We start from the raw sequence: 25,874 nt of genomic DNA on the forward strand, positions 1-25,874 counted from the left end.
CTCAATCATCCATCTTCAACGCGTTGATAAAGGCGCTTTGCGGGATTTCGACCCTACCGAATTGGCGCATCTTCTTCTTGCCCGCTTTCTGCTTATCCAAAAGTTTCCGCTTGCGGGTTGCATCCCCACCGTAACATTTTGCAGTCACGTCCTTGCGCAGCGCGGCCAAGGTTTCGCGTGCGATGATGCGCCCGCCGATCGCGGCTTGGATCGGGATTTTGAACATATGGCGGGGGATCAGCTCCTTGAGTTTTTCGCACATCATGCGGCCCCGTTGTTCGGCCCGATCACGATGCACCATGGTCGATAGGGCATCAACTGGCTCATCGTTCACCAGGATCTGCATTTTGACCAAGTAATCCTGTTGATAGCCCGTCATCTGATAGTCAAAGCTTGCGTAGCCCTTTGTCACTGATTTCAGGCGGTCGTAGAAGTCAAATACCACTTCGTTCAGCGGCAAATCATAGACCACCATCGCGCGGTTGCCCGCATAGGTTAGGTCAAGCTGCACCCCGCGGCGGTCTTGGCACAGTTTTAAAACGTCGCCCAAGAAATCATCAGGCACAAGGATCGTGGCCTTGATCCGCGGCTCTTCGATATGATCGACATAGGTCAGGTCGGGCATATCCGCGGGATTGTGCAATTCTACCATCGATCCATCACGCATGTGCACATGATAAATCACCGAAGGCGCGGTGGTGATTAGGTCGATATCATATTCACGTTCGAGACGATCGCGGATGACCTCAAGGTGCAAAAGACCCAAGAACCCGCAGCGGAAGCCGAACCCAAGCGCGGCTGACGTTTCCATCTCATAGGTAAAGCTTGCGTCATTGAGGGCCAATTTCTCAATCGCATCGCGCAGGTCTTCGAAATCATTGGCATCCACAGGGAAAAGGCCGCAGAACACCACAGGGATCGAGGGCTTGAACCCGGGAAGCGCTGCCGCACAGCCGCCTTTATCATGGGTGATGGTGTCGCCCACACGGGTGTCGCGCACCTGTTTGATGGAGGCGGTCAAAAACCCGATCTCGCCTGGCCCGAGCTCTGCAATATTTTCCATCTGGGGGCGGAACACGCCGAGGCGGTCAATTTGATACAGCCCGCCCGTTTTCATCATACGGACGCGGTCGCCCTTTTTGATCTTGCCGTCCACCACGCGGATCAGAACGACCACGCCGAGATAAGGGTCGTAATAGCTGTCGATCAGCATGGCCTTGAGTGGTGCATTCGCGTCACCTGTGGGTGCAGGCAGGCGGGTGACGATTGCCTCTAGAACGTCAGGGATGCCCAAACCCGTTTTCGCGGAAATCATGACCGCGTCTGAGGCATCAATCCCGATCACATCTTCGATCTGTTCGCAAACCCGCTCAGGTTCGGCGGCAGGCAGGTCAATCTTATTGAGAACGGGAACAATCTCATGATCCGCTTCAATCGCCTGATACACATTGGCCAAGGTCTGCGCTTCAACGCCTTGGCTGGCATCCACAACCAATAGCGACCCTTCCACCGCCCGCATCGAGCGGCTGACCTCATAGGCGAAATCGACATGGCCGGGCGTATCGATCAGGTTCAGAACGTAGGTCTGGCCGTCCTTGGCAGGGTATTCAATCCGCACAGTATTGGCCTTGATGGTGATCCCGCGTTCGCGCTCGATATCCATCGCGTCAAGCAATTGCTCTTTCATATCCCGCTCGGCCACAGTGCCGGTCAGTTGGATCAGCCGATCCGCCAAGGTGGATTTGCCGTGGTCGATATGCGCCACGATGGAGAAGTTACGAATGCGAGAAAGCTCGGTCATGTTGGCCCTAGGCTATGCGTGCAGTAGGCGGTCAGATAGCGCAAGGCGGGCCAATAGGAAAGAGGGCTCAGATGATAAACCCGCGCAAGCACATGCCCTGCCTGCGCGGGTTTGCGGGATCAGTTGTTATGGCCTTCGCCCATCGACCCGTGGCCGCTCATGGAATGGCCTTCGGGCATGCGATCAAGATCAACGGGGATGGTCACCGTCAGCGGGCTTGCCGTCTCGAAGGTGAACGTCACTTCGATCTCAGCGCCATTTTCCATCGGTGCATTCAGCCCCATGAACATCACGTGCTTGCCGCCACGTTCAAGCAAGATGGTTTCGCCTGCTGCAATGGGAAACCCCGCTTCGACATGCACCATACGCATCACCCCATCCCCATCGGCGATATGAGTGTGTAGTTCAACTTTGGCAGCCGCATCTGACATCACGCCTGTAATGACGTCATCTTGGCCCGTATCGTTGGTGATTTGCATAAAGGCCGCACCTGTGGGGGCCGAGGGGCCTGTGCTGCGGGCATAGGCATCGCTGACGACCATATCGGCCAACGCAAAAGAGGGCAGCGCGCAGAGGGCTGCCGCGACGAAAAACTGTTTTTTCATTTTGGATATCTCCATCCAGATCTGTGTTGAAATTCAAATAGGGTTGAACTCACAGAACGATGGGGGGGCTCGGGCCTGTTTGTGGCGGAGGAGAGAGGCCCTAATTAGGGTAGGGGCTTCACGTGTCTGGTCAAATTTATGATAGCTTGCATTCGCCTGCCAAGCGGGGCTGAGGATCAACGGGGCAGCATGGGCCAGATGGCAATCAAGGCAGGCGTGTTTGTGCGCGACAGGCGCCCCGTTTTGATCCAGAAGTGGCAAGCCCTGCGCATCGGTAACGATCCAGACCTGCTCGGCCCCGAGGCATAATGTGGTTAAGTCGCCCCAAACCATTTGACCGCGCGCCATGGCGTGGGCGCTGCTCGTTAGCACCATCAGCGCAATCAGCGCTGTCATCAGCCAATTGGAAGCCTTGCTTGTCATGGCGCCAATCAAAACCACAAAAGATAATGTCTGGCCCTGCGCGATGGTGTCGCGCTGCCGCATAAAACGAAACACCCCGCAACCAAGGGTCGGGGGCGTTTCTTGCAGCATCCTCACCCGCGAAGGTCAGGATCTCGATAAGCGATGATTAGGCTTGCGCAGCTTGCGCTTTGGCAATCTCGCGCTTGATCTTCAAGGCGCGGGGCGACAAGACGTCATCCTTCGCGCGCAGAAGAACAGCATCCAAACCGCCGCGCGCATCTACGGTGCGCAAAGCAGAGTTGGAAATACGCAGTTTGAAGCTGCGATCAAGAATTTCAGAGCCCAAGTTCACTTCCGTCAGGTTTGGCAGGAAGCGGCGCTTGGTTTTGTTGTTGGCATGGCTGACATTGTTGCCAGACATCGGCCCCTTGCCAGTCAATTCGCAGACGCGTGACATTGGATCATCCTCGTCATAAGAACGGTATGTAACTATAAAAGGGCGCGGAAGGCTCCACGCCCCTTAATCTCGCGAGGGGATACGGGCCTTCGCCGCAGGTGTCAAGCGATTCATCGGCAAGATTTCTGCATCCGTCCGTGATCGTGGAAAGCGTAGTTTTGTCGCAAAATGCAGTAGTTTGAACCTGCCTCTACCCAATCCCTATTGATTCCCCTAGACTGGCTGTGGATAACTAACATCCAGATGCAGGATATTGAGCAGGGATAAGGAACCACCATGCGTTGCCCCTTTTGCGGAAATGTTGACACCCAAGTCAAAGACAGCCGCCCCGCCGAAGACCATGTCGCCATCCGCCGCCGTAGGCTCTGCCCAGGCTGTGGGGGACGGTTCACCACTTATGAAAGGGTGCAACTGCGCGATTTGGTGGTCGTGAAAACCAATGGTAAGCGCGAAGATTTCGACCGCGATAAGCTTGAACGCTCCATTCGTATTTCTATGCAGAAGCGTCCGGTCGAGCCTGAGCGAATTGATCAAATGATCTCTGGCATTGTACGGCGTTTGGAAAGCATCGGCGACACGGATATTCCATCGAAAACCATCGGTGAGATCGTGATGGAAAGCCTCGCGCGGATTGATACAGTCGCCTATGTGCGCTTTGCGAGCGTGTATAAGAATTTCCAAGCTGCGGATGATTTCGAAGATTTCGTTGCTGAATTGCGCCCGCCGATCCCCCCTGAGGGGTAAGCCGCAATGATCGCGGCATCGCAGGAAGAAGATTTACGCTTCATGCGGGCCGCGCTGACACTCGGACAGCGCGGGCAAGGTCGCACTTGGCCAAACCCTGCTGTTGGCTGTTTGATTGTTAAAGATGGCTTGGTAATCGGGCGGGGCGTGACCGCACCTTCGGGCCGGCCACATGCTGAAACGCAAGCCTTGGCTCAAGCGGGGGAGGGCGCGCGGGGGGCGACTGCCTATGTTACGCTTGAGCCGTGCAATCATCACGGCCAAACCCCGCCTTGCAGCATGGCCTTGATCGAGGCGGGGGTGGCCCGTGTGGTCATCGCCCAAGATGATCCCGACCCACGCACCGCGGGGCAGGGCATCGCGCGGCTGCGTGACGCGGGTATATCTGTGACGACCAATATTGCTGCGCCCGAAGCTGCGCAGGCCCATGCAGGGTTTTTCATGCGTGTGACACGCGGCAGGCCCTTGGTGCATTTGAAATTGGCAACAACGCTTGATGGCCGCATCGCAACGGCCAGTGGCGAAAGCCGCTGGATCACGGGCCCTGAGGCGCGGAGTATGACCCATGTCATGCGTGGCTGCCATGATGCTGTGATGATCGGTGCCGCCACAGCGCGGGCCGATGACCCTGACCTCACCTTGCGCGATATTGGCAGCCCGCATCAGCCGTTGCGTGTTATCCTTTCGCGCAGGTTAGATTTGCCGCGTGGGGGGCGCTTGCAAGCCTCTATCGTGAAGGCGCCGCTTTGGCTTGTCCATGGCCAAGACGCCCCGCATGAGGCCTGTGCCTATTGGGGCGAGGCAGGGGCGCATTTGATCTCGCTTGCCCAGTCCCAAGGGGGGCATCTTGAGTTGAACGCCGCATTGCAGGCGTTGGGGGATGTAGGTCTGACCTCCGTTTTCTGCGAGGGCGGGGGGGCTTTGGCCGCAGGTCTATTATCGGCGGATTTGGTGGATCGTCTTAGCGTATTTTCCGCAGGCAGCCTGATTGGTGCCGAGGGGAAGCCCGCGCTTGGTGCTTTAGGGATTTCTGAACTTGCCGCTGCACCACGGTTCTCGCGCCTTACCCATCGTGCGGTTGGGGCGGATATTATCAGCCAATGGTCGCGCGTCTAAAACGCTTTGCGCAGACGATTGAGGCGATCCCACAAAAATCATACGCTCAGATGTTGGTTGCAGTAGGGCTAAATTGTGGCACAAATTTGGCGCAGCTTTTGGGCACGCTCTTGCTCTAACTTAGGGGCGGCGCTAGGCAGAGGGACAAAGAGGGTCTCAAACGAAAGGCAGGCCGATGTTCACTGGCATCATCACAGATATCGGAACGGTCACGGCATTAGAGCCGCGCGGGGATTTGCGTGCGCGCATTTCTACACATTATGACACGACACGCATTGATATCGGGGCTTCGATTTCCTGTGACGGCGTTTGTTTGACGGTTGTGTCATTGGGTGAGGATTGGTTCGCGGTCGATATCTCGGCCGAGACCGTATCGAAAACCACGATTTCGGACTGGGTCGAGGGGCATCACATCAACCTTGAGCGGGCCTTGCGCTTGGGTGATGAGATGGGAGGCCATATCGTTTCGGGCCATGTGGATGGCGTGGCTGAACTGATTGAAATGTATGACCAAGGCCAATCCACCCGTATGCGGTTTCGCGCGCCACGCGATTTGGCCGGATTTATCGCGCCAAAAGGATCGGTCGCGCTGAATGGCACATCGTTGACGGTGAACGAAGTGGAAGGCGATGTGTTCGGTGTGAATGTGATCCCCCACACGAAATCCGTCACTACATGGGGGGCAATGGCGGTGGGCGCGCGCCTGAATATCGAGATTGATATGCTCGCGCGCTACGTCGCCCGATTGCAGGATTGGAAAGGTTAACACCTCTCTGCGTTGACGCGCCGCGCCAAGCACCTTAGATGCGGCGCGACCTATGACAGATGATGCGCGCGCGAGATGCCGCGCCCCAAGGATTGATACAAGCCCGATGAGCACCCCGTCAGATGACACCCCCAGCCGAGAGACTGCCCCACAAAATGCGCGGCAGATGAAATCGGCAGCCCGTCTATACGCGGTGCAAGCCCTATTCCAGATGGAGCATTCTGGCCAAAGCGTGGACGCCGTGCGCCGCGAATTCGAGGCGCATCGCTTTGGTGCGGTTCTGGATGGCGAAGAAATGGCTGAGGGCAATATCGACCTCTTCACCCAGCTTCTTGAGGATGCTGTGGCGCGTCAGGCCAAGATTGACCAAATGACCGATCGTGCCTTGGTTGCAAAATGGCCGATTGACCGCATTGATCCCACCTTGCGCGCTTTGTTTCGCGCGGCTGGGGCGGAATTGGTTGGGTCTGATACACCGCCCAAGGTCATCATTACGGAATTTGTTGATATTGCGCGGGCGTTCTTTCCCGAAGGGCGCGAACCAAAATTCGTGAACGCCGTGCTAGATCATATCGCCCGCGAAGCACGCCCCGAAGCGTTTTAACCGCCAAAGCCATGCGGCCGATCTGTCGCAGGAATCGCCGTTGCACTGGCGTTTCTTTGCGCTAACCTCTTTTTAGGGATTCCCAAATTATCCTGCAAAGGGAGGTGCGAGATGCCAGAACATATCCATTTCATTCTACGCCATGCGGCCATTGGTGCCGTGATCGCCTTTGCCTTTTTTGCGATGCTGTTGGGTTTCAACCTTGCCAATCTGCGTCATCTGGTTCCGAACAGCGCCTATGGGGTTCTTGCCGTTGTGATGCTTTATATCTTTTGCACCATTACCTTCGGTTCGGCGCAAATCGGGTATCGCATTATGACCCTATCAGATGATGACAAAGGCGATCAGGGTCGCCGTGATCGGGCCCTTACCCCCGAGATGCAGCCAATTCCCGTTCGTATCCGTGAGGATAAGCGCGGCTAAGTTTAAGGCTGAGGTGACGGAACCGCATCCACCGTAGAGGCGTAATTCCCGAGAGCCTGCATATACAGGTGGGTGCCAGGTAACGCGACCAGGGCCGTGACAGAGCCAGCTCCCTCAGAAATGATTAAGGCCACCGGAATGTTGCCACAGATACAAATGGCGCAGAACCGTCACCGCTTCACTTAGGTCTTTCCGTGGCTTTCGACAAGTGGGGCGGGATCAACCCAAGCCTTGCTTTTGTTCCGTATTTGTTCCAATCATATGGCTATGACTGCCTCTGATCCGCACCCGTCCGATTTAATGACCGCAGGCCAACGTCTTGCACGGGGGGTGTGTCGGCATTTTGCGCGGCTTGGTTTCACCACATTGGAGGAGTTTTGCCCCAAACGGGGCAAGCGCGTTGATGTCATCGCACTTGGGCCCAAAGGTGAAATTTGGATTATCGAGTGCAAATCAGGCGTGGCTGATTTTCGCAGTGACGGCAAATGGGACGGCTACCTCGAATGGTGTGACCGCTATTTCTGGGCGGTTGATGCCGATTTCCCAACCGAAATTCTGCCCGAGGATACTGGGCTGATCTTTGCGGATGATTACGATGCCGAAGTGATCCGCATGGGGCCAGAGGTGAAACTGGCCCCCGCGCGGCGCAAAAAGATCACGCATGATCTGGCGCAGACTGCCGCGCGGCGCTTGGCGCGGATGCGCGACCCGATGGGGCGTTATTGATTATTTGCGCGATTTGCGTGCGGCTTCGGCGGCGAGGCGCAATTCTTCGGCGATCTCATCTGCCTCGTCAGGATCGAAATCAAGCGGAAGGTCGACACCTTCGGCCTCGACATAGATGCGCACCATCCCAAGGCTTGTTGGCCCGATCTGTAGATTCGCGGCGATATCGCTTTCGCTATTGATACTCATCTCTTCCTCTCCAGATGACAAAAGGCACGGATGCATTGCCCCTCGCGGCAAAGGCCCTAATCCTTTGCGCCATGAATGACAATATCCGCGTCATCCACCCCTTGCAATCGCGGCGCGAGGGGGCTATTTCCGCCGACAGTGCCGCCTTAGCTCAGTTGGTTAGAGCGCTGGATTGTGGATCCAGAGGTCCCCCGTTCAAGCCGGGGAGGCGGTACCATCTCTCTCTCCCAGTCTGTCGTTAGTCCGCGGTTGTTATTTCCAACCGTCCGATTTCGGCCATGGTGGTCGCGTCAAACACAATGATCTGCGCGCGCTGATCGACCACCGCAATCCACCCATCGCCAAAGGTCACGGCCGTTGCTGTGATCCCTTCGGGCAGGGTAAGGTCGGTTGGGAGGGTGATTTCATTTTGCGCGGGCTTTGGGAAACGGGTGACAAAAACCGAAACCACCGTTATCAGGCCCAAGATCATCACAAGGGTCAAAACCCAAACTATACGCTGCAGCCAGACCAGATGGGATGGCAGCGCGGCAGATTGGGGATCGTCACCTGAGGAAGGCGTGTTCATGGCGGAACTCCGCATCATTAGTTTCGAGATTGGGCCAGAGCCTGCACCTCGTCTTGATAAGGCACTTGGCCGCGATGTGCCAGAAGAAGCCGCGCTCAGCCGATCCCGCCTTGCCCGGTTGATTGCGGCAGGGGATGTCGCGATCAATGGCGCAACAATCACAGATGCCCGCGCGCGTGTTGTTGAGGGCGATCAGGTCACCATTCGTGTGGCCGAGGCGTCAGAGGTGGAAACCCGTCCTCAGGATATCCCGCTTGATATTTGCTACGAGGATGACGATCTGATTGTGGTGAATAAGCCCGCAGGTTTGGTTGTCCACCCCGCACCAGGCAGTCCTGACCACACGCTTGTGAATGCGCTGCTGCATCATTTTGGCGGCAATTTATCTGGGGTGGGCGGCGAAAAGCGGCCAGGCATCGTGCATCGCATCGATAAGGACACATCGGGCCTTCTGGTCATTGCGAAATCAGATCGTGCGCATCATGGGCTGGCCGACCAATTCGCCGCCCATAGTGCCGAGCGGCATTACATCGCGCTATGCCATGGCAGCCCTGACCCCGCTGATCCCCGCCTGCGCGGTGTGCGTGGCACAAGTTTTGAGGATGGTAATATCCTAAAGATCACCACCCAATTGGCGCGCCATAAAACTGACCGTCAACGTCAAGCGGTTCTGTTCCAAGGGGGGCGTCACGCCGTGACGCGGGTCAAACCCTTGCAAAGCTATCACGATGCCTTGGCCTTGATTGAATGCAGGCTAGAGACGGGTCGCACGCATCAAATTCGCGTGCATCTTTCCCATGCAGGTCACGCGCTTGTGGGGGACCCCGTCTATGGCGGGCGGCGTAGGGTTTCGGAAAAGCTGTTTGGGCCCGAGCTTGCGGGTGCCGTGAACCAATTTCCGCGTCAGGCGCTACACGCTGCCTCGCTTGGCTTTGCACACCCTGCCAGTGGCGAATGGATGCGCTTTGAGGCGGGTTTGCCCGAGGATATGGCAACCCTCGTCACCCGCCTTGAGGCAACCTTAGCTTAGCGCGCCAAGGCCAAACCATTTGCGCGGGGGTCGGTCGCGGCCTCAACCAAGCCGTCCACATGGGTGACAACAGCGCCCGCATGACCAACCAAATCGCTGTAATCGGGTAAGATTTCTGTCTCATGCCCCATATCGGAGAGGGCCGTGATCCAGTCAGGGTCAAACCGCGCCTCGAGTTTCAGAGAGGTCGTTGCATCGCCCCATGTTCGCCCCAACAGCCATCGCGGCGCGGTAACCGCCTGCTGCAACTCCTGACCCAGATAGGCATAGCGCGCAAAAATCGCCGCTTGGGTTTGTGGCTGCCCTTCGCCGCCCATCGTGCCATAGGCCATGACCCGCCCGTCTTCGAACACGGCCATTGCGGGGTTGAGGGTATGGAATGGCACTTTGCGCGGCGCGATTTGGTTCGGGCCATCGCCCATACCAAAGCCTGCACCACGGTTTTGGAAAAACACGCCCGTGTCGGGGCAGGTCAGGCCTGATCCAAATTCCCAGTAGACGCTTTGGATGAAGCTCACTGATGTGCCTTCAGAATCGCTGGCCCCCATCCAGATTGTATCACCGTTCTTTGGCTCATAGGGCCATGGCAATGCGCGCTTGTGGTCAATTTTCCCTGCCAGATCGTCTAGCACCTGATCTTGTAAGAACGTCTCCGGCGGTTGCCGCATGGCGCTGAGGTCACCCAATTCACGATTGCGCAGAATAAAGGCCTGCTTCGTGGCTTCGATCAGGGCGTGAATAGGCGCGACCCCTTCTTCGGCCCATGTTTGGATGCGATCATAAATCCCCAAAATCATCAGTGATGACATCCCTTGGGTGGGTGGGATCATGTTGTAAAGCATCGCTTTTGATGTCTTGACCGACAGCGGTGTCACAGCACGGGCGCTATATGCGGTGAAATCTTCAAGACGCAAAGGGCTGCCTTGAGCCTCAAGAAAGGCCGCGTGGGTTTTGGCCAAATCGCCGTGATAATAATCTTTAATGCCCTTTTGTGCGATCTGGCGCAGCGTTGCCGCCAAAGCAGGTTGTGTAAACCGCGCACCTGCAACAGGGATTGCGCCGCCAAACAGATAGGTATCCGCAAATCCAGGCACATCTTTCAGCCCGTCAATCTTATCTGCGATGCACTGGGATTGGTTGTTGCTGACAGGAAAGCCTGCTTCTGCGTGATAGATCGCATGCTGAAGAAGGCGAGACAGGGGCAGGGGGGTAGCGCTTGGAGCGGCTTCGAGCGCGGCGCGCCACCCATCCACTGATCCTGGAACAGTCAACGCGGCCTTGGCGCCGCGGGTGGGGATTGCATCGGTGAAACCTGCCGCCTCATACCATGCTTGGCTTGCCAACGCAGCAGAGTGGCCCCCTGCAAAAATCGCCTGCACAGGGGCATCCTTGCGTTTGATCAGCCAAAACCCATCGCCGCCGATCCCGTTCATATGCGGATAGGTCACGGCGATTGTTGCGGCCATGGCCACCATCGCTTCAACGGCGCTGCCGCCCTCGGCGAGAATATCCTGACCTGCCTGTGCGGCCAAATGATGGGGGGCTGTCACGGCGCCCCGAAATCCTTGTGTGGTGTTAAGCATGGTTTGTCCCTCGTCACGCGTTGAGCCTTAGCTTATGTCGCGGCTGCCTCGTGACAAGGGGTGGGGCGCATTGCGATCATATCCGCGTGAGCTTTGCTATAAATAACGGCAGTATGCCTTGTTTGCTGCTCGTTGCGGAGGTAGGTCTAGGGTCTTTGTGCACGCTTCCCCTTGAATGGGGGATAAAAATTCCCATCTGAGACAAAGTTAATCATCGTTACATTCACGGTTTCTTAAAAAAATCGTGCAAATTAAGACGAACATCAGGGATCACATGCTTATGAGCAACTATGCAAATCTTCCAGCACCTTCCCCCGAACAGGGGTTGAACCGCTATTTGCAGGAAATTCGCAAATTCCCCCTGCTTGAGCCCGAACAAGAATACATGTTGGCCAAGCGTTGGGTGGAAGATCAAGATACCGAAGCGGCCCATCAATTGGTCACATCGCATCTGCGTTTGGCGGCTAAAATTGCGATGGGGTATCGTGGGTATGGCTTGCCGCAGGCCGAGGTGATCTCTGAGGCCAATGTGGGCCTGATGCAGGCAGTCAAACGTTTTGATCCCGAAAAAGGGTTTCGTCTCGCCACCTACGCGATGTGGTGGATCCGCGCGGCGATCCAAGAATACGTCCTGCGCTCTTGGAGTCTTGTAAAACTTGGTACGACATCAGCACAGAAAAAGCTGTTCTTCAATCTGCGTAAGGCGAAGGCCCGTATCGGCGTGTTGGAGGAGGGCGATTTGCGCCCCGAGAATGTCGCCAAAATCGCCACAGATTTGGGTGTGACTGAGGATGAAGTGATCTCAATGAACCGCCGCCTGTCGGGCGGGGATGCCTCGCTCAATGCGGTGATTGGCAGCGATGGCGAGGGTGCCATGCAATGGCAAGACTGGCTTGAAGATGAGGATGCTAACCAAGCCGAAGATTACGCCGAGCGGGATGAGTATCAAAGCCGTATGGCCTTGATGGAGCAGGCCATGGAAGTTTTGAATGAGCGCGAGCGTGAGATTCTCGCGCAGCGCCGCCTACAAGATGTGCCTGTCACCCTTGAGGAACTGTCTGGAAAATACAATGTCAGCCGCGAACGCGTGCGCCAGATCGAGGTGCGTGCCTTTGAAAAGCTGCAAAAGAAAATGCGTGAACTGGCCGTTAAGGGCGGGATCATTCCCGCCTAACCTGCGTTCAGGCGGGTTCTGCGTTCAGGGCTGTGATGAGGGAGGTAAACGCCTCTTCAAGTCGCTGTTGAAGATGCCAGTAAAATGGTTTTTCGGCCCGCGATCTGCCGCTGCCTATTTGCACCAAACTGCCGGTTTCAAGGGGGCCTTTGAGCATGTCATGTGGGGCCGCGACCCAGCCAAGGCCCGATTGTGCGCCAATCACGCAATCCCCAAGCGAGGGCATGATCCGCGCAGGGCCAAACGCATCATGCTTATTACCAAAATGTGCCTTGGCCCAAATATCGGGCAGAGATGATTTTGGCGCGGTGACCAGACGGGGGGCCTTTAGGATGGCTGCCTCTGGATAATTGCGCACCATTGCGGGGCTTGCGCAGGCGACAATTTCCATCGGGGGCAAACTATAGCTTGCTACACCTGAAATCGACAAAGGGCGGCTTGTGGTTTTTTGAGATTGGCGCATCATGCGCGCTATGACGACCACCCCACGCCTCAAAAAAGAAACAGCCACGCGCCCCGTGATTGGGATGGCGTGGATGCTGTTGACGGGCCTCTGTTTCGTTCTAGTGACGGCCTTGGTCAAACATGTTGGCAGTGATGTCCCGCCCGCACAATCCGCCTTTTTGCGCTATATTTTAGGCTTGGGTTTCTTGATCCCGATGATCCGCCCCATTTTGCGCGCGCGCCTGACGCGGGGGGATCTGGCGCTGTTTTCTTTGCGGGGCGTGTTGCACAGTTTGGGCGTGATTTGTTGGTTCTATGCGATGACGCAAATCCCCATCGCTGAAGTGACGGCGATGAACTATCTGAACCCTGTTTATGTCACTGTTATGGCAGTGCTTTTCTTGGGCGAGCGTATGGCGCTGCGCCGCGCGCTTGCGGTGCTTTTGGCCTTTGTTGGGGCGCTTGTGATCTTGCGCCCGGGCTTTCGCGAATTATCGATGGGGCATTTCGCGATGATTTTCACGGCCCTGTTTTTTGCAGGCGGCTATTTGGTCGCCAAGATCATGGCAGATCGGGTTGATGCAGCAGTGGTGGTTGGGATGCTGTCGGTCACAGTGACCATCGGCCTTGCCCCCTTTGCTTTTGCGGTTTGGATCACACCCACATGGGAACAGATTTTTTGGCTGTTCCTTGTGGCCTGTTTCGCCACGGCGGGACATTACACAATGACCTTGGCCTTTGCAGCTGCACCTTTGACTGTCACGCAGCCTGTGACCTTCCTTCAACTTGTATGGGCGACCACGATGGGGGCGGTCGTGTTTGGCGAGGCGGCCGATCCCTATGTGATTTTCGGTGGGGCGATTATCATTGGCTCTATTTCCTTTATCACATGGCGCGAAGCGGTCTTGAATCGCCGTCAAATCACGCCAGCGGTGCCGCAAACAAAGTAGGTGAATTTTGGATTGCCTGTTTCTTGGGCATCGCGCTTGTTTTTTGCACAAGCGCGCACCAGCCTGCCACGCTGCAATGCAGAAAGGGCGGCCATTTCATTGTTCCTTTACGTTGATCTGCTTCAGTCAAACCAAAGGAGTTGCGGTGAATGTCTGACTGGTTGCAGGGCTATGATGCGGTGATTTTTGGTGGGCTTGGCACATTGGCCGATTGTGCAGAGCTTGACCTTGCCGCGTGGAACGCGGCCTTTCGTATCCATGGGTTAGATTGGTTCTGGTCATGGGAAACATATGCGTCCCTGACCCATGAGGTAGGGCATCGTCATTTGGCGGCGGCCTATGCGGCGCTGCATGGTGAAGATCATCGTGCTGATGCACTTGATGCGACCCACCAGAAAATCTTTGCAGCGAAACTGGCTCAGAACATTCACTTGCGTTCGGGTGTGCGCGATGTGCTGCGTGCTGCGGCCCATGGGGGGCGGGGTCTTGGCTTTGTCTCGCGCTCGGATTTGATGCCTGTGCGCGCGCTTTTGGGGGCAACGGCCCGTGCCCGCGAAGGAATTTCCTTTGACGCTGTGATCCTGCGCGGCGATGTCACCCGCCACGCCCCCCATCCTGAGGCCATGCAAAGCTGCATCAGGGCGCTAGAGGTTCCAGCAAACAAGGTTTTGGTAATCGTTGATCGCGGTGCCGCGGCCTATGCCGCGCAAGATGCGGGGTGCCATGTGGTGGGCTTTCCCAGCCGTTTGGCAGAAGAGGGCGAATTTCCTGCTGACCTGCCCTTGCTGCATGTTTTGGATATTAAAAGATTGGTCAGACCCAGCGCTGACGGGCAGGGCCAACACGCCGCTGAATAAGGTGCAAAAAAAGGCTGGCCACATGGCCAGCTTTTTTTCATTCTCATGCGGGCAGATCAGATCACAGTTGATCCATGATCTCGTCAGGAATTTCAAAATTCGCTGTGACGGTTTGCACATCGTCATCATCTTCAAGCGCATCGATCAGCTTCATCAGCTTCTGTGCCCCGTCAAGATCAAGCGGTGTTGTCGTCTGGGGGCGCCAGACCAATTTGGTGCTTTCCGATTCCCCCAATTGATCCTCAAGGGCGGTCGAAACATCCGACAGGTCGGTGTCGGCGCACCAGATGATATGGCCATCTTCGCTGCTTTCGACATCCTCGGCCCCGGCCTCAATCGCGGCCATCATGACGCTATCTGCATCCCCTGCTGAGGCGGGATAGCTGACCTGACCTTTGCGGTCGAACATAAAGGAAACCGACCCTGTTTCGCCCAAATTCCCGCCATTCTTGCTAAAGGTCGAACGCACATTTGACGCGGTGCGATTGCGGTTGTCTGTCATGGCTTCTACGATGACCGCAACCCCGTTGGGGCCATAGCCTTCGTAGCGGATTTCTTCGTAATTCTCCGCATCGCCGCCTTGCGATTTCTTGATCGCGCGCTCAATCACGTCTTTCGGCACCGAGTTTGACTTCGCTTCTTTCACGGCAAGGCGCAAACGTGGGTTTTTATCAGGATCGGGGTCGCCCATCTTCGCGGCAACGGTGATTTCCTTTGCCAGCTTAGAAAACAGCTTAGAGCGCAGCTTGTCCTGCCGCCCTTTGCGATGCTGAATATTCGCCCATTTTGAATGGCCTGCCATGGCATGCGTCCTTGTGTTTGAAACTCGCGCGGGGTTTTAGCCCTGCGGCCCAGATTGCGCAAGCGCGGCTTTCGGAATGATCAGCGAATGGGGGCCACGGGGCGGGGTGATACAAATTCGTAGGTCTGGCCCCGCGGATCGGTGATGCTCACGCTTGCCACCGGGGGAAGCTCGGCTTCGGGTGCCACGGATTTGATCACCAATTCGACCACGCGGCGCAAGATATTGCTGCGCGGGTCAATCTCAACCACATAGCCAAAGCCATCAGGGCAGCCGTCAAGCGCCCCTTGCCGCAGCGTCACATCCGCTTCGGGCGCGGTTGCGGTGCAGGTCGTGCCATCACTCATTCGCACCTCTAGGTCAACACGCGACAGGCGGATGTCCGTAGGGTTTGGGTTCGCTTGGGAAAGCGCGCAAGCACAAAGCGCAAAAATCAAAGGCACAAGTGCAAAACTGCGTGTCATGAAGAACCATCCTTTTCACAGTGGCCAAAGCAGAGGAATGGTCAAACAGACCACGACACCTAAGGATATATTCAAAGGGATACCCACTTTGAGATAGTCGGTAAAGCGATAGCCCCCAGGCCCGTAAACAAGCATATTGGTCTGGTATCCAATCGGTGTCGCAAAACAGGCAGAGGCTGCAATCATCACCGCCACGACCAAGGGGCGCGGATCCACCCCCATCGTCTGCCCAAGCGCGATGGCAATCGGGGCCATAATCACGGCGATTGCGTTGTTGGACACCAGTTCCGTCAGAAGTGTTGTGATGAAATAGATTGTCCAAATCAGAACCACGGGCGGCACATTTTCAAGCCAAGGGGCAAGACTGCCAACCAACAGCTCGATGGCGCCCGTGTGTTCAAGTGCTGCGCCAACAGCCAGCATGGCAAAAATCAAAGCCAAAAGCCGTCCTTCGACAAACGAGAATGCTTCCTCGGCGTCAATGCAGCGTACAATCAGAACCACGGCCATGGCTAAGACGGCCAAGGGCAAAATAGGGGCCAAATTCAGTGCGGCCAAAACCACGATGCCTGCCATAGCCAACAGCGCGATTGGCGCTTTCTCGCGGCGATAGGGGCGTTCGGACGGGGTTGAGACATCGACCATATCCATGTCAGCCGCAAGGCGTTGGATGTCGGCGGGATCGCCCTCCAACAACAGGGTGTCGCCCACTTGCACAACCAAGTCATCTAATTGCCGACCGATATTTTGGTTCCGCCGATGCGCCGCCAATGGGTAAACGCCATAGCGCCGCCGCAGGCGCATAGACCCGAGGGATCGACCCACCATGCGGCAACCAGGTGTAATCAGAACCTCAACAGTGGTGGTTTCCACCGAAGACAGCTTATCAATCGTGCGCAGGTCTTTTGAGCTTTGCATCCCCAAAAGTTCGGCTATCTCGGTGCGCAAAACCACACGATCCCCCAACTGTAGCGTGACCCCGTCCATGTTGCGCCGCAACGAGGCATCCCCGCGCAAAACGTCAATCAAGCGCACCCCGTCTCGGGTAAACAGCTCGACCTCGGTGACATTTTGACCGATCAGCGCACTGTCTTCTGGAATGGCCACTTCGGTAAAGAATTTCATTTTGGCCCGATTGCCACCCAAAAGCGTGGCCATAGAGGCGCGATCAGGCAGCAGATGCCGGCCGATCAAGGCAAGGTAAATCATCCCCCATGCTACCACTACAAGGCCAAGCGGCGTTACCTCAAAAATCGTAAAAGGCTCTAGTCCCTGACTGCGCGCCACCCCATCGACCAAAAGATTGGTTGATGTGCCGATCAATGTCAGCGTGCCCCCCATGATTGCGGCATAGGAAAGCGGGATCAAAAGTTTAGACGCAGATTGTTTGAGGATTTTCGCGACCTGCACGAAAATCGGGATCATGATGACCACAATGGGCGTGTTGTTGATAAAGGCCGAGGCCAAAGCCGCAAAACCAAGCAACAGCGTCACCGCCAATTTTGGATGCGTTTTGGCCGTGCTTTCCGCCAAACGCGTCACCCGATCAAGCGATCCTGTGCGCACCAAAGCCCCCATGACGATGAACATGGCCGCAATTGTCCATGGTGCGGGGTTCGACAAGACTGCCAAACCATCACTATAGGGCAAAAGACCTGTGATTAGGAGCAGCCCAACGGCCCCAATTGCCACCACCTCGGTCGGGTAGGTCTCGCGCAGGAATAGGATGAACATCCCAACCAAAATGATCAGGGTTGTAATCGCCTCACCCGTTGGTGTCAGTCCCAAGTCTAGCATTGGCACCCTCGCTTGTGCAGGCCAAGGTCAGCCCGCTCACAGCCCCATCTTCCCCATCTGATCAGGAGAGCGCAAGCACCCTATTCACGCAGTTGCCTGAGACAGCTTGCCGCCGACCCGTACTGCGCGCGCGACAGTGGCGCGGCCTGTGCGGTCATCGGTTTCAATGTAGACCCCAGATAAAGTCGCCTCACCGAGGGCGGGGCTGAAACGCTCTTTTGGGATATGGGTCAAGAAACGGCGCAGCGGTTCGGCCTTATCCATCCCGATCACGCTGTCATAATCGCCGCACATCCCCGCATCTGTTTGATAGGCGGTGCCATTTGACAAGATCATCGTGTCTGCCGTTGGCACATGGGTGTGGGTGCCCACAACAAGGCTCGCGCGGCCATTGCAGTAATGGCCCATGGCCATCTTCTCTGATGTCGCTTCAGCGTGGAAATCCACAATGACCGCTTGCACCATGCCGCCCAAGGGATGCGACTTTAGGATTGGATCAAGGGCTGAGAAAGGATCATCATAGGGGTGTTTCATGAACACCTGACCCAAGGCCTGCGCAACCAATACTTTGCGCCCACCCGGTGCTGTGAAAATACGCGCGCCTTGTCCGGGTGCCGCTTTCGAGATATTTAGGGGCCGTATCACGCGCGGCTCATTTTCGATAAAGCCAAACATATCCTTTTGATCAAACGCATGATCGCCCAAAGTTATGCAATCAGCCCCAGCCGCCAGAATATCTTTCGCATGCCCACCCGACAGGCCCATACCCGAAGTAGCGTTCTCGCCATTCACAACAACAAAATCAAGTTTCCAGTCTTCGCGCAGACGCGGCAGATGGGTGGTGATGGCGGCGCGCCCCGCGCGGCCCATCACATCTCCTAAGAAAAGGCATTTCATGGGGAAACCCCTAGTCCCCTTTGGTGTTTTGCGCAAGCGCAGCATGGTGAAGGCCGCTTTCGGTGACGACCACATCCAAAGGTTGATCTGTTGGCTCAACGGGCAAGCCGCCAAATCGTTGGGCACTATAGGCAAAGCCAATCGCGCGCAAATTAGGCTTTGCTGCGCGCAGACCTTCTAGGCTGCGGTCGTAAAACCCGCCCCCATACCCAAGACGCTGGCCATGATCGTCAAACCCAACCAAAGGCACAATGACGATATCAGGGATCAGGCTTGCCCCTTCGGGCGGGATTTCTGCGCAAAATTCTCCCGTGATCAACGGGCCATCATAAGCCCATTCTCGAAACAGCAGCGCTGTATCCTTGGCCACGATTACGGGAAGGCAAAGGCGATTTTTCTGCCCCAAACGTGCCATTGCAGGGCGGGGGTCTATTTCCGTGCGAATGGGGATATACGCGGCGATGATTGCGCCCTCTACTGGCCCGATTTCAGCCAAAAGTCGCGCGGTCGCGGCTTCAGGCGCAGGCCCTAATTCGGTATGGGCCAATTTGCGCGCGGCGAAGGCAGATTTGCGCAAGAGCGCCTTGTCATCCGGGGTTGTCATTTTTGCCTCTTGCCTTTGCGCCCAAATCTTCATTCAACACGATCATAAGGTCGTGCAAAGACGCAAGGATGTTTGCGCGCGACCATAACCCTGCATAAAGGCGACTTGAAGATGATGATGGTATTAGATCACGTGGCAATCGCCGCAGAAGACTTGGCTAGCGCCGAGGCAGAATTGACTGCGGCCCATGGCCTGACCTTTCAAGGCGGCGGTCAGCATATGGATATGGGCACTCATAACCGCCTGATTGGGCTTGGGCCTTCTGAATATTTGGAACTGATCACCCCCTGCCCAGACATTCCCGCACCTTCGCAACCGCGTTGGTTTGATTTGGATCGGTTCTCTGGCGCGCCGCGGGCGCGGTCTTGGGTCTGCGCGGTTACAGATTTGGACGCTGCTTTGACGCAAATTCCCTTTCCTGTGGGCAAGGTCTGGAATTTGGGCCGTGGTGATCTGCGGTGGCGCATGACGATCCCTGAAGATGGGATTTTGCCGTTTGATGGCCTTTTCCCTGCGCTGATCGAATGGCAATCGGGCGGCCACCCTGCAACGCGCTTGAATGAGGTTGGGGTGCGGCTTGAGGCGCTCGCGCTGGAAACGCCACAGGCAGAGGCGCTTCGGGCCGCGCTTGCGCCTCTTTTCGCGGATACTCGCCTGTCTATCGCCACGGCAGATGCGGCTAAGATTTCCGTATCGCTTGCGACTGAAACTGGCACGGTGGTTCTTTAAAATGTGGTTCTCTCAACAATCGACACCTTCAAAATGACCCCGGAAATTTGTCCCGCCCGTGCCGCACATATTCCTTCGATCCTTGAGATCTGGAACCATGTGATCCGTGACACGGCCTATACGTTCATAAGCACGCTCAAGACGATTGAAGATGTGGAGCATATCCTCACCGATCAATGCGCGCTCGTTATGGTTGAAGGCGCGCGGGTCATTGGGTTCGCGCGCTTTGGCCCGTTTCGCGGGGGGGATGGTTATAGGTTCATCGCAGAACACACGATCTTGATGGCCCCATCAGCGCGCGCACGCGGGCTTGGCCCCCGCCTCCTATCGGCGCTTGAGGACGAGGGGCGAAAGGCAGGCATCGCGCGTTTTGTGGCAGGTATTGGTGGCGAAAATGACATCGCGCAGAAATTTCATAAATCGATGGGATATACCGAAACGGGGCGGATGCCGCGCATGGGGTGGAAATTTGAACGCTGGCACGATCTGGTCTTGATGCAGAAAGATCTTTGAGTGGCGGCAAAAGCCCAAAAAACTCTGACAAGCCCTGCCAAACAAGCTATGGCTAGGCCCATGTCGATCTGGGCCAAAATATCGGATGCCATATCCGCCCTCGCCCGTGGTGAAAGCCTCTCGGTTCTGTTCGAGCGCCTGCGCCGTCCGCCCGAGCGCAGTGTGGCCTTTACCATTGCAGTCATCGCGCTTGGGGCAAAAATGGCCAAGGCGGATGGTCAAGTCACCCGTGATGAGGTCGCAGCCTTTCGGCAAGTGTTCCATATTCCTGCGGCGGATACCGCTGCTGCCGCGCGTGTTTTCAACCTAGCGCGCGAGGATGTAGCGGGATTTCAGGATTATGCGCGCCGCATCGCACGGATGTTTGAGCCCGCCGCACCAATTTTAGAGGATCTGCTTTCAGGTCTGTTTCATATCGCCCAAGCCGATGGTCATTATCACCCCGCTGAAGATGAATTTTTGGCGCGGGTGTCCGAGATTTTTGGAATTTCGCCTGTGCGGTTTTCGGCGCTGCGCGCAACATTCATCCCTGATGCGCCGCAAGATCCCTTTGCCATTTTGGGCATATCCCCTGAGGCCAGTGCAGAGGACATTCGCAGCCGCTATCGCACGCTTGTGCGGGAAAACCACCCAGACCAGATGCAGGCCCGTGGCGTGCCGCCCGAAGCGGTTAATCTTGCTGCTCATAAAATGGCGGCGATCAACCGCGCCTATGACGAGATTGTAAAATCCCAGACCCGGCAGGGGGGATAGATGCGCCTCGCCAGCTACAATGTCGAATGGTTTGATGCGCTGTTTGCGGATGATGGCAGCTTGCTTGAAGATGGCACATGGTCATCGCGCTACAAGATCACCCGCGCGGATCAAGTGCGGGCCTTGGGGCGGGTGTTCATCGAGCTAAATGCCGATGCGGTGATGATCATCGAAGCCCCAGACACCAAGAAATCCCGCGACACAGTGTGTGCCCTTGAAAATTTTGCAGCCCGATTTGAGCTGCGCTGCCGTAAGGCTATCAAAGGGTTTGATAACGACACACAACAGCAAATTGCGCTTTTGTATGATCCTGATCAGATGGATGTGCGCCATGATCCCGTGGCAAGCGAGGCCGCGCCGCGGTTTGACGGAAAATTCCGAATTGATCTCGATATTGATGCGCGCGCCGATGTGATCGGCTTTTCCAAGCCGCCGCTTGAGGTCGCGGTGACAACCGCCAAAGGCGCAATGCGCATGATCGGTGTTCATGTGAAATCCAAAGCCCCGCATGGGGCCCGTAGCCCCGAGGAAGTGATGCGCCTCGCCATTGCCAATCGGCGCAAACAACTGGCCCAAGCGATTTGGTTGCGTGCCCGTGTTGATGACCATTTGGCCGCAGGTGATCCGTTGATTGTGATGGGCGATTTCAATGACGGGCCAGGTTTGGATGAATATGAAAAACTGTTTGGGCGCTCCTCGCTTGAGATTGTTTTGGGCTGCGATCTGCCGCGGACGCAACAATTGTTTGATCCGCATGCCGCGCGCTCGCTGCAAAGCCTGACTGCGGCAACACAAACCAGCGCGCGGTTTTATATCCCAGAGGAAAAGCGCTATCTGTCTGCGCTGCTAGATTACATCATGGTTAGCCCAGATTTACGCGCAAAACGGGGGCAGTGGCGCATCTGGCATCCGTTTGAGAATGCCGCCTGCTATGCGGATATTGATCTGCGCACGGCGCTATTGGTGGCATCCGATCACTTCCCCGTTGTGGTTGATCTTGACCTTTAACTGGGTGCCCTGAGAGGAAATCTGCGCCTTAGGGGTTGAGGGCGCAGGGTTTGCACCGCATATCTTAGGAAAGATATTTCGCAGTTTATCAAAGGCAGTGCCATGACCCATCATACCGATCCCCGCCAATTCGATGCCCAGTCCGAGACAGGTGGCGGGGCATGGGCGGACTTGCCCGAATGGGATTTGAGCGACCTTTACCCATCAGTTGATGCGCCCGAACTCAAGCGCGACATGGAATTTCTGACCAAAGAATGCGCGGCATTTGCCGCGGATTACGAGGGCAAATTGGCCAATCTCGATGCCAAGGCCATGCTGGACTGCGTGCTGCGCTATGAAAAGATCGACATGGTGGCAGGGCGCATCATGTCCTTTGCAGGTTTGCGTTATTACCAAAAAACCACCGATGCAGGCCGCGCGAAATTCATGTCCGATTGTCAGGACAAGATCACCAACGCGACCACCGCGCTGGTATTCTTTAGCCTTGAGTTTAACCGTTTAGACGAAGCCCATCTTGAGGCGTTGTCGGCTGCGAATGCCGAACTGGCGCGGTATCGCCCCGTCTTTGATCGGATGCGCGCGATGAAGCCCTATCAGCTGTCTGACGAGATGGAGAAATTTCTGCATGACCAATCGGTCGTGGGGGCGGCTGCGTGGAACCGTCTTTTTGACGAAACGATCGCAGGCATGAGCTTTGAGGTGGATGGCGAAGTGATGGGGATTGAGGCCACGCTCAATTGCCTATCTGAGCAGAACCGCGCCAAGCGCGAGGCGGGTGCGCGCGCGTTGGTAAAGGGGTTTGCTGCGCAATTGCCCCTCTTTGCGCGGGTGCATAACACTTTGGCCAAAGAAAAAGAGATCGAGGATCGGTGGCGCGAATTGCCTTCCGCGCAGGCGGCACGGCATTTGGCCAACCATGTCGAGCCCGAGGTGGTCGAGGCGCTGCGCAACGCGGTCGTGGCGGCCTATCCGCGCCTTTCGCACCGCTATTACGCGCTTAAGGCCAAGTGGCTGGGCCTTGAGACCTTGGAGGTCTGGGATCGCAACGCGCCCCTGCCGATGGAGGATGAGCGCATGGTGCCATGGATCGAGGCGCGCCGTATTGTGACCGAGGCTTATTCGGCCTTTGATCCGCGCATGGCCGAATTGGCTGAGCCGTTTTTCACCGATGGTTGGATTGACGCGGCGGTGAAAGAGGGCAAAGCGCCCGGTGCCTTTGCGCATCCCACTGTGGCAGATGCCCACCCTTATGTGATGCTCAACTATCTGGGGAAACCGCGCGATGTGATGACCTTGGCGCATGAATTGGGCCACGGGGTGCATCAGCGCCTTGCGGCAGGGCAGGGCGAATTGTTGTCCTCCACGCCTTTGACCTTGGCGGAGACGGCAAGCGTGTTTGGCGAGATGCTGACCTTCCGCAGAATGTTATCCGAAGCTAAAGATCAAGCTGCGCGCAAGGTTATGTTGGCGGGCAAGGTTGAGGATATGATCAACACAGTCGTACGGCAAATTGCGTTTTATGATTTTGAATGCAAACTCCATGCGGCACGGCGCGAGGGGGAGTTGACCCCTGACGATATCAACGCGCTTTGGATGAGCGTCCAAGCCGAAAGCCTTGGGCCTGTGTTTAACTTCATGGAAGGCTATGAAACCTTCTGGGCCTATATCCCGCATTTCGTGCATTCGCCCTTCTACGTATATGCCTACGCTTTTGGCGATGGGTTGGTGAATGCACTTTATGCGGCCTATGAGGAGGGCCAAGACGGGTTCGAGGAGAAGTATTTCGATATGCTAAAGGCAGGCGGATCAAAGCATCACAAAGAACTGCTTGCGCCCTTTGGGCTTGATGCCTCTGACCCTGCGTTTTGGGATAAGGGCCTGTCGATGATTGAAAGCATGATTGATGAGCTAGAGGCGATGGAATAACCCCGCGCCACCACAGCCAAAGAAAAAGGGGCCACGCGGATGCGTGGCCCCTTTTTTCTTACCCTGCCTTGGCGCGGATTGCGTCAATGGTTTCTTGGGTTTCAACCGCATCTTCCAGTCGCCATTTGAGTGCGGCACCATCCAAAATGGCCGCATTCAGATTTTCCACCTGCAACACATATTGATTGACCTTGGGGAAGCGGATTTCGCGGCGCTCCATCCCTGTTTCAATCACGAGGCGGGCTTGGTCGAACACGCCCGCATTATAGGGGGTTGGGACGCGCAAAACCCCATCGCTGCCGTGGAAGGTGACCTCTTGGAACGGGTGCATCCGCATCGAGGTGAGCCATTGCGCATCAAACCCGTCAAAGCCTGCACGCGCCTCTGCGGTAACTTCACAATCGCCCTCATATTCGATTTTCGCGTCATAAATCTCGCGTAAGGTTCCACCTGTTGCAAAACGGGTCGAGCCGATGGTGTAAACCCCGATATCGGGCAATGATCCGCCACCCATGGCTGCCTTATTGCGGATGTTCTGGGTATCGGCCGCATTGTTATAGGTAAAGGCTGCACGCACGCGCTGCACCTGCCCCAATTGGCCCGATGCAATAATCTCTCGGGCCATTTGCCATTGCGGGTGATGCACGATCATAAAGGCCTCGCTTGCAACCAGACCTGATTTATCTCGGGCTTCGATCAAAGGTTGGATTTCGGGCGCGGTCATTGCGGTTGGTTTCTCAACCAAAACATGCTTGCCCGCTTGGAGCGCTTTGATCCCCCATTCAACATGCATCGTATGGGGCAGCGGAATATAGACCGCATCAATCATCGGATCCGCCAAGAGCGCGTCATAGCTGTGATGCACGTTCAGGTCAGGGGCGATCCGAGTGAAGGGCGCGGCCTTGCCGACATCGCGCGTGGCAATTCCCGCCAGACGCCCACGCCCCGCCAGATGCAGCGCGGGTGCCATCTCGTTTAGTGCAAAATTGGATGCGCCCAAAATGCCCCAATTGACGTAATGTTCCATTCTGTCCCTCCCTTATATGCCGAAACCCTAGCGCCAAGCTGTGACGCATGCAAAGCGCAATCATTTGATTTAGCGCAAAGACCGCTGCCTGTTTGGAGATTTAGATGGGGCGTGACTGTAATGGCAAAAGGACGTGAACCGATGTCGAACACCCCGCATGAACTGGCCGAAGATTTCCCGCAGGATGCTGAGAAAATCCATGAGCTGAAAACCCAAAACGCGCATTTTGCAAAACTGGCGGCTGATTATCACGCGGTGAACCGCGCCGTGCATCGTGCCGAGACAGGTGTTGAGCCATTGGAAGAATTAGCTGAAATGGCGCTGCGCAAGGAGCGGATGCGTCTCAAAGACGAAATCGCCGCCATGTTGGCGGTGGCGTAATCGCAGACTGAAACTTTGGGGGCGGGCCTGATTGGCCCCCGCCTTAAGCCTAAGCAGTTGCTTCGACCTGCGCCTGAAAGCGTTCAAAGAATTGATCAGCCATTTTAGTGGCAAAGCTATCAATCAAGCGCGAGCCAAGTTGCGCGATTTTACCGCCAACTTTGGCCTCAACTTCATATGTCAGTTCGGTGCCACCGCGCTCGGCATCGGATAAGGCCACTTTCGCGCCCCCTTTGGCAAAGCCCGCGACACCGCCTTTGCCTTCGCCCGTGATTGTGTAGCTTTCAAGCGGAACGATATCGGACAGCGTGACCTCGCCCTTAAAGGTTGCTGAAACAGGCCCAACCTTCTGTTTGACTGTAGCGGCGAAGCCTTCCTCAGGGCTGCCTGTCAATTCCTCGCATCCTGGGATGCAGGCCTTGAGCACCTCGGCGGAATTCAGCGCCGCCCAAACGGTTGCGCGGTCTGCGTTTAAAATACGAGAGGCTACTAATTCCATGGATGTCATCTCCGTCACTATGTTGCGAAAAC

Annotated in this window: 31 protein-coding genes, 1 tRNA gene and 1 other RNA gene; 17 read left to right on the forward strand and 16 right to left on the reverse strand. The window is 56.2% G+C overall.

What is annotated here, in order from left to right; translation table 11 throughout:
* Position 1: 1 nt before the first annotated feature.
* From lepA to rpmB, 4 genes are all read right to left on the reverse strand, one after another.
* Positions 2 to 1,801 (reverse strand): translation elongation factor 4, encoded by a 1,800-nt coding sequence (lepA, locus tag AAC621_RS08790; RefSeq protein ID WP_340254429.1) that lies wholly within the window; start codon positions 1,799 to 1,801, stop codon positions 2 to 4.
* Positions 1,802 to 1,920: 119 nt separating this feature from the next.
* A complete protein-coding gene (locus AAC621_RS08795; RefSeq protein ID WP_340254432.1) occupies positions 1,921 to 2,406 on the reverse strand; it encodes a copper chaperone PCu(A)C in 486 nt (161 codons plus the stop codon).
* 33 nt (positions 2,407 to 2,439) lie between these two features.
* Positions 2,440 to 2,802: a hypothetical protein gene (locus AAC621_RS08800; RefSeq protein ID WP_340254435.1), complete on the reverse strand. Its 363-nt coding sequence runs from the start codon at positions 2,800 to 2,802 to the stop codon at positions 2,440 to 2,442.
* Positions 2,803 to 2,977: 175 nt separating this feature from the next.
* Complete coding sequence (gene rpmB, locus AAC621_RS08805) at positions 2,978 to 3,268, reverse strand: 50S ribosomal protein L28 (RefSeq protein WP_340254438.1); 291 nt, start codon at positions 3,266 to 3,268, stop codon at positions 2,978 to 2,980.
* A 276-nt stretch (positions 3,269 to 3,544) separates the two neighbouring features.
* On the opposite strand from rpmB, the gene nrdR reads away from it, so the two are divergent.
* The 5 genes from nrdR to AAC621_RS08830 all read left to right on the forward strand — a co-directional run bounded on the left by nrdR (position 3,545) and on the right by AAC621_RS08830 (position 6,921).
* On the forward strand, positions 3,545 to 4,012 hold the full coding sequence (gene nrdR, locus AAC621_RS08810) for a transcriptional regulator NrdR (RefSeq protein WP_317655566.1): 468 nt from the start codon (positions 3,545 to 3,547) through the stop codon (positions 4,010 to 4,012).
* Positions 4,013 to 4,018: 6 nt separating this feature from the next.
* Complete coding sequence (ribD, locus tag AAC621_RS08815; protein ID WP_340254441.1) at positions 4,019 to 5,128, forward strand: bifunctional diaminohydroxyphosphoribosylaminopyrimidine deaminase/5-amino-6-(5-phosphoribosylamino)uracil reductase RibD; 1,110 nt, start codon at positions 4,019 to 4,021, stop codon at positions 5,126 to 5,128.
* Between the two features lie 175 nt (positions 5,129 to 5,303).
* Complete coding sequence (locus AAC621_RS08820) at positions 5,304 to 5,894, forward strand: riboflavin synthase (RefSeq protein ID WP_340254444.1); 591 nt, start codon at positions 5,304 to 5,306, stop codon at positions 5,892 to 5,894.
* 106 nt (positions 5,895 to 6,000) lie between these two features.
* A complete protein-coding gene (nusB, locus tag AAC621_RS08825) occupies positions 6,001 to 6,498 on the forward strand; it encodes a transcription antitermination factor NusB (RefSeq protein WP_317655558.1) in 498 nt (165 codons plus the stop codon).
* 111 nt (positions 6,499 to 6,609) lie between these two features.
* Complete coding sequence (locus AAC621_RS08830) at positions 6,610 to 6,921, forward strand: hypothetical protein (protein WP_340254447.1); 312 nt, start codon at positions 6,610 to 6,612, stop codon at positions 6,919 to 6,921.
* 15 nt (positions 6,922 to 6,936) lie between these two features.
* Here the strand turns inward: AAC621_RS08830 and ssrS are convergent.
* Positions 6,937 to 7,092: non-coding RNA, 6S RNA (gene ssrS, locus AAC621_RS08835), on the reverse strand.
* Positions 7,093 to 7,188: 96 nt separating this feature from the next.
* On the opposite strand from ssrS, the gene AAC621_RS08840 reads away from it, so the two are divergent.
* Positions 7,189 to 7,647 (forward strand): MmcB family DNA repair protein, encoded by a 459-nt coding sequence (locus tag AAC621_RS08840; RefSeq protein ID WP_340254450.1) that lies wholly within the window; start codon positions 7,189 to 7,191, stop codon positions 7,645 to 7,647.
* On the opposite strand, the gene AAC621_RS08845 is transcribed toward AAC621_RS08840, so the two are convergent.
* Positions 7,648 to 7,836, reverse strand: coding sequence for a DUF6324 family protein (locus tag AAC621_RS08845; protein ID WP_317655555.1), 189 nt, complete (start codon positions 7,834 to 7,836; stop codon positions 7,648 to 7,650). It lies immediately after the preceding gene.
* Between the two features lie 140 nt (positions 7,837 to 7,976).
* Here AAC621_RS08845 and AAC621_RS08850 point away from each other — a divergent pair.
* Positions 7,977 to 8,053 (forward strand) — tRNA-His (locus AAC621_RS08850).
* Between the two features lie 21 nt (positions 8,054 to 8,074).
* On the opposite strand, the gene AAC621_RS08855 is transcribed toward AAC621_RS08850, so the two are convergent.
* Positions 8,075 to 8,404 carry a DUF6476 family protein gene (locus tag AAC621_RS08855; RefSeq protein ID WP_340254457.1) on the reverse strand — a complete coding sequence of 110 codons (330 nt, stop codon included), beginning with the start codon at positions 8,402 to 8,404 and terminating at the stop codon, positions 8,075 to 8,077.
* Here AAC621_RS08855 and AAC621_RS08860 point away from each other — a divergent pair.
* A complete protein-coding gene (locus AAC621_RS08860; protein WP_340254460.1) occupies positions 8,403 to 9,434 on the forward strand; it encodes an RluA family pseudouridine synthase in 1,032 nt (343 codons plus the stop codon). The two genes, AAC621_RS08855 and AAC621_RS08860, sit on opposite strands and share 2 nt — an antisense overlap.
* Here AAC621_RS08860 and AAC621_RS08865 read toward each other — a convergent pair.
* On the reverse strand, positions 9,431 to 11,017 hold the full coding sequence (locus tag AAC621_RS08865; RefSeq protein WP_340254463.1) for a gamma-glutamyltransferase family protein: 1,587 nt from the start codon (positions 11,015 to 11,017) through the stop codon (positions 9,431 to 9,433). The genes AAC621_RS08860 and AAC621_RS08865 overlap by 4 nt on opposite strands.
* A 280-nt stretch (positions 11,018 to 11,297) precedes the next feature.
* Between AAC621_RS08865 and rpoH the strand changes: the two genes are divergently transcribed.
* Positions 11,298 to 12,191: an RNA polymerase sigma factor RpoH gene (gene rpoH / locus AAC621_RS08870; RefSeq protein ID WP_340254466.1), complete on the forward strand. Its 894-nt coding sequence runs from the start codon at positions 11,298 to 11,300 to the stop codon at positions 12,189 to 12,191.
* A gap of 7 nt (positions 12,192 to 12,198) precedes the next feature.
* Here the strand turns inward: rpoH and AAC621_RS08875 are convergent, their stop codons facing one another.
* Entirely contained in the window at positions 12,199 to 12,654 is a 456-nt protein-coding gene (locus AAC621_RS08875) for a hypothetical protein (RefSeq protein ID WP_340254469.1), read from the reverse strand.
* Position 12,655: 1 nt separating this feature from the next.
* Here AAC621_RS08875 and AAC621_RS08880 point away from each other — a divergent pair, with 1 nt between their 5' ends.
* Together AAC621_RS08880 and AAC621_RS08885 are read left to right on the forward strand one after the other, a co-directional pair.
* Positions 12,656 to 13,585 carry a DMT family transporter gene (locus AAC621_RS08880; RefSeq protein ID WP_340254472.1) on the forward strand — a complete coding sequence of 310 codons (930 nt, stop codon included), beginning with the start codon at positions 12,656 to 12,658 and terminating at the stop codon, positions 13,583 to 13,585.
* 149 nt (positions 13,586 to 13,734) lie between these two features.
* Entirely contained in the window at positions 13,735 to 14,442 is a 708-nt protein-coding gene (locus tag AAC621_RS08885) for an HAD family hydrolase (RefSeq protein WP_340254475.1), read from the forward strand.
* A 61-nt stretch (positions 14,443 to 14,503) separates the two neighbouring features.
* Here AAC621_RS08885 and AAC621_RS08890 read toward each other — a convergent pair whose 3' ends face one another.
* The 5 genes from AAC621_RS08890 to AAC621_RS08910 form a co-directional block, all read right to left on the reverse strand.
* A complete protein-coding gene (locus tag AAC621_RS08890) occupies positions 14,504 to 15,244 on the reverse strand; it encodes a YebC/PmpR family DNA-binding transcriptional regulator (protein ID WP_340254478.1) in 741 nt (246 codons plus the stop codon).
* Positions 15,245 to 15,324: 80 nt separating this feature from the next.
* Positions 15,325 to 15,708, reverse strand: a complete 384-nt coding sequence (locus AAC621_RS08895; RefSeq protein WP_340254481.1) for a hypothetical protein — start codon at positions 15,706 to 15,708, stop codon at positions 15,325 to 15,327.
* Between the two features lie 15 nt (positions 15,709 to 15,723).
* The gene (locus AAC621_RS08900; RefSeq protein ID WP_340254484.1) at positions 15,724 to 17,505 is read right to left on the reverse strand and encodes an SLC13 family permease; all 1,782 of its coding nucleotides are present in this window, start codon (positions 17,503 to 17,505) and stop codon (positions 15,724 to 15,726) included.
* 84 nt (positions 17,506 to 17,589) lie between these two features.
* Positions 17,590 to 18,402, reverse strand: a complete 813-nt coding sequence (locus tag AAC621_RS08905; protein ID WP_317655543.1) for a TIGR00282 family metallophosphoesterase — start codon at positions 18,400 to 18,402, stop codon at positions 17,590 to 17,592.
* A 10-nt stretch (positions 18,403 to 18,412) separates the two neighbouring features.
* Positions 18,413 to 19,006 (reverse strand): 5-formyltetrahydrofolate cyclo-ligase, encoded by a 594-nt coding sequence (locus tag AAC621_RS08910; protein ID WP_340254487.1) that lies wholly within the window; start codon positions 19,004 to 19,006, stop codon positions 18,413 to 18,415.
* A gap of 111 nt (positions 19,007 to 19,117) precedes the next feature.
* Here AAC621_RS08910 and AAC621_RS08915 point away from each other — a divergent pair, with 111 nt between their 5' ends.
* The 5 genes from AAC621_RS08915 to AAC621_RS08935 all read left to right on the forward strand — a co-directional run bounded on the left by AAC621_RS08915 (position 19,118) and on the right by AAC621_RS08935 (position 23,935).
* Entirely contained in the window at positions 19,118 to 19,735 is a 618-nt protein-coding gene (locus AAC621_RS08915; RefSeq protein ID WP_340254490.1) for a VOC family protein, read from the forward strand.
* 33 nt (positions 19,736 to 19,768) lie between these two features.
* Positions 19,769 to 20,248 carry a GNAT family N-acetyltransferase gene (locus AAC621_RS08920; RefSeq protein WP_340254493.1) on the forward strand — a complete coding sequence of 160 codons (480 nt, stop codon included), beginning with the start codon at positions 19,769 to 19,771 and terminating at the stop codon, positions 20,246 to 20,248.
* Positions 20,249 to 20,308: 60 nt separating this feature from the next.
* The gene (locus AAC621_RS08925; protein WP_340254496.1) at positions 20,309 to 21,001 is read left to right on the forward strand and encodes a molecular chaperone DjiA; all 693 of its coding nucleotides are present in this window, start codon (positions 20,309 to 20,311) and stop codon (positions 20,999 to 21,001) included.
* A complete protein-coding gene (locus AAC621_RS08930) occupies positions 21,002 to 22,009 on the forward strand; it encodes an endonuclease/exonuclease/phosphatase family protein (protein ID WP_340254499.1) in 1,008 nt (335 codons plus the stop codon).
* A gap of 102 nt (positions 22,010 to 22,111) precedes the next feature.
* A complete protein-coding gene (locus tag AAC621_RS08935) occupies positions 22,112 to 23,935 on the forward strand; it encodes a M3 family oligoendopeptidase (RefSeq protein ID WP_340254502.1) in 1,824 nt (607 codons plus the stop codon).
* A 58-nt stretch (positions 23,936 to 23,993) separates the two neighbouring features.
* On the opposite strand, the gene AAC621_RS08940 is transcribed toward AAC621_RS08935, so the two are convergent.
* The gene (locus tag AAC621_RS08940; RefSeq protein WP_340254505.1) at positions 23,994 to 24,962 is read right to left on the reverse strand and encodes a Gfo/Idh/MocA family protein; all 969 of its coding nucleotides are present in this window, start codon (positions 24,960 to 24,962) and stop codon (positions 23,994 to 23,996) included.
* Positions 24,963 to 25,103: 141 nt separating this feature from the next.
* On the opposite strand from AAC621_RS08940, the gene AAC621_RS08945 reads away from it, so the two are divergent.
* Positions 25,104 to 25,343, forward strand: coding sequence for a YdcH family protein (locus tag AAC621_RS08945; protein ID WP_340256430.1), 240 nt, complete (start codon positions 25,104 to 25,106; stop codon positions 25,341 to 25,343).
* A 49-nt stretch (positions 25,344 to 25,392) separates the two neighbouring features.
* Here AAC621_RS08945 and AAC621_RS08950 read toward each other — a convergent pair whose 3' ends face one another.
* Positions 25,393 to 25,842: a CoxG family protein gene (locus tag AAC621_RS08950; protein ID WP_340254507.1), complete on the reverse strand. Its 450-nt coding sequence runs from the start codon at positions 25,840 to 25,842 to the stop codon at positions 25,393 to 25,395.
* Between the last annotated feature and the right edge of the window lie 32 nt (positions 25,843 to 25,874).

Source organism: Roseobacter sp. HKCC-CH-9208 (assembly GCF_037805125.1).
Classification (GTDB): domain Bacteria; phylum Pseudomonadota; class Alphaproteobacteria; order Rhodobacterales; family Rhodobacteraceae; genus M30B80.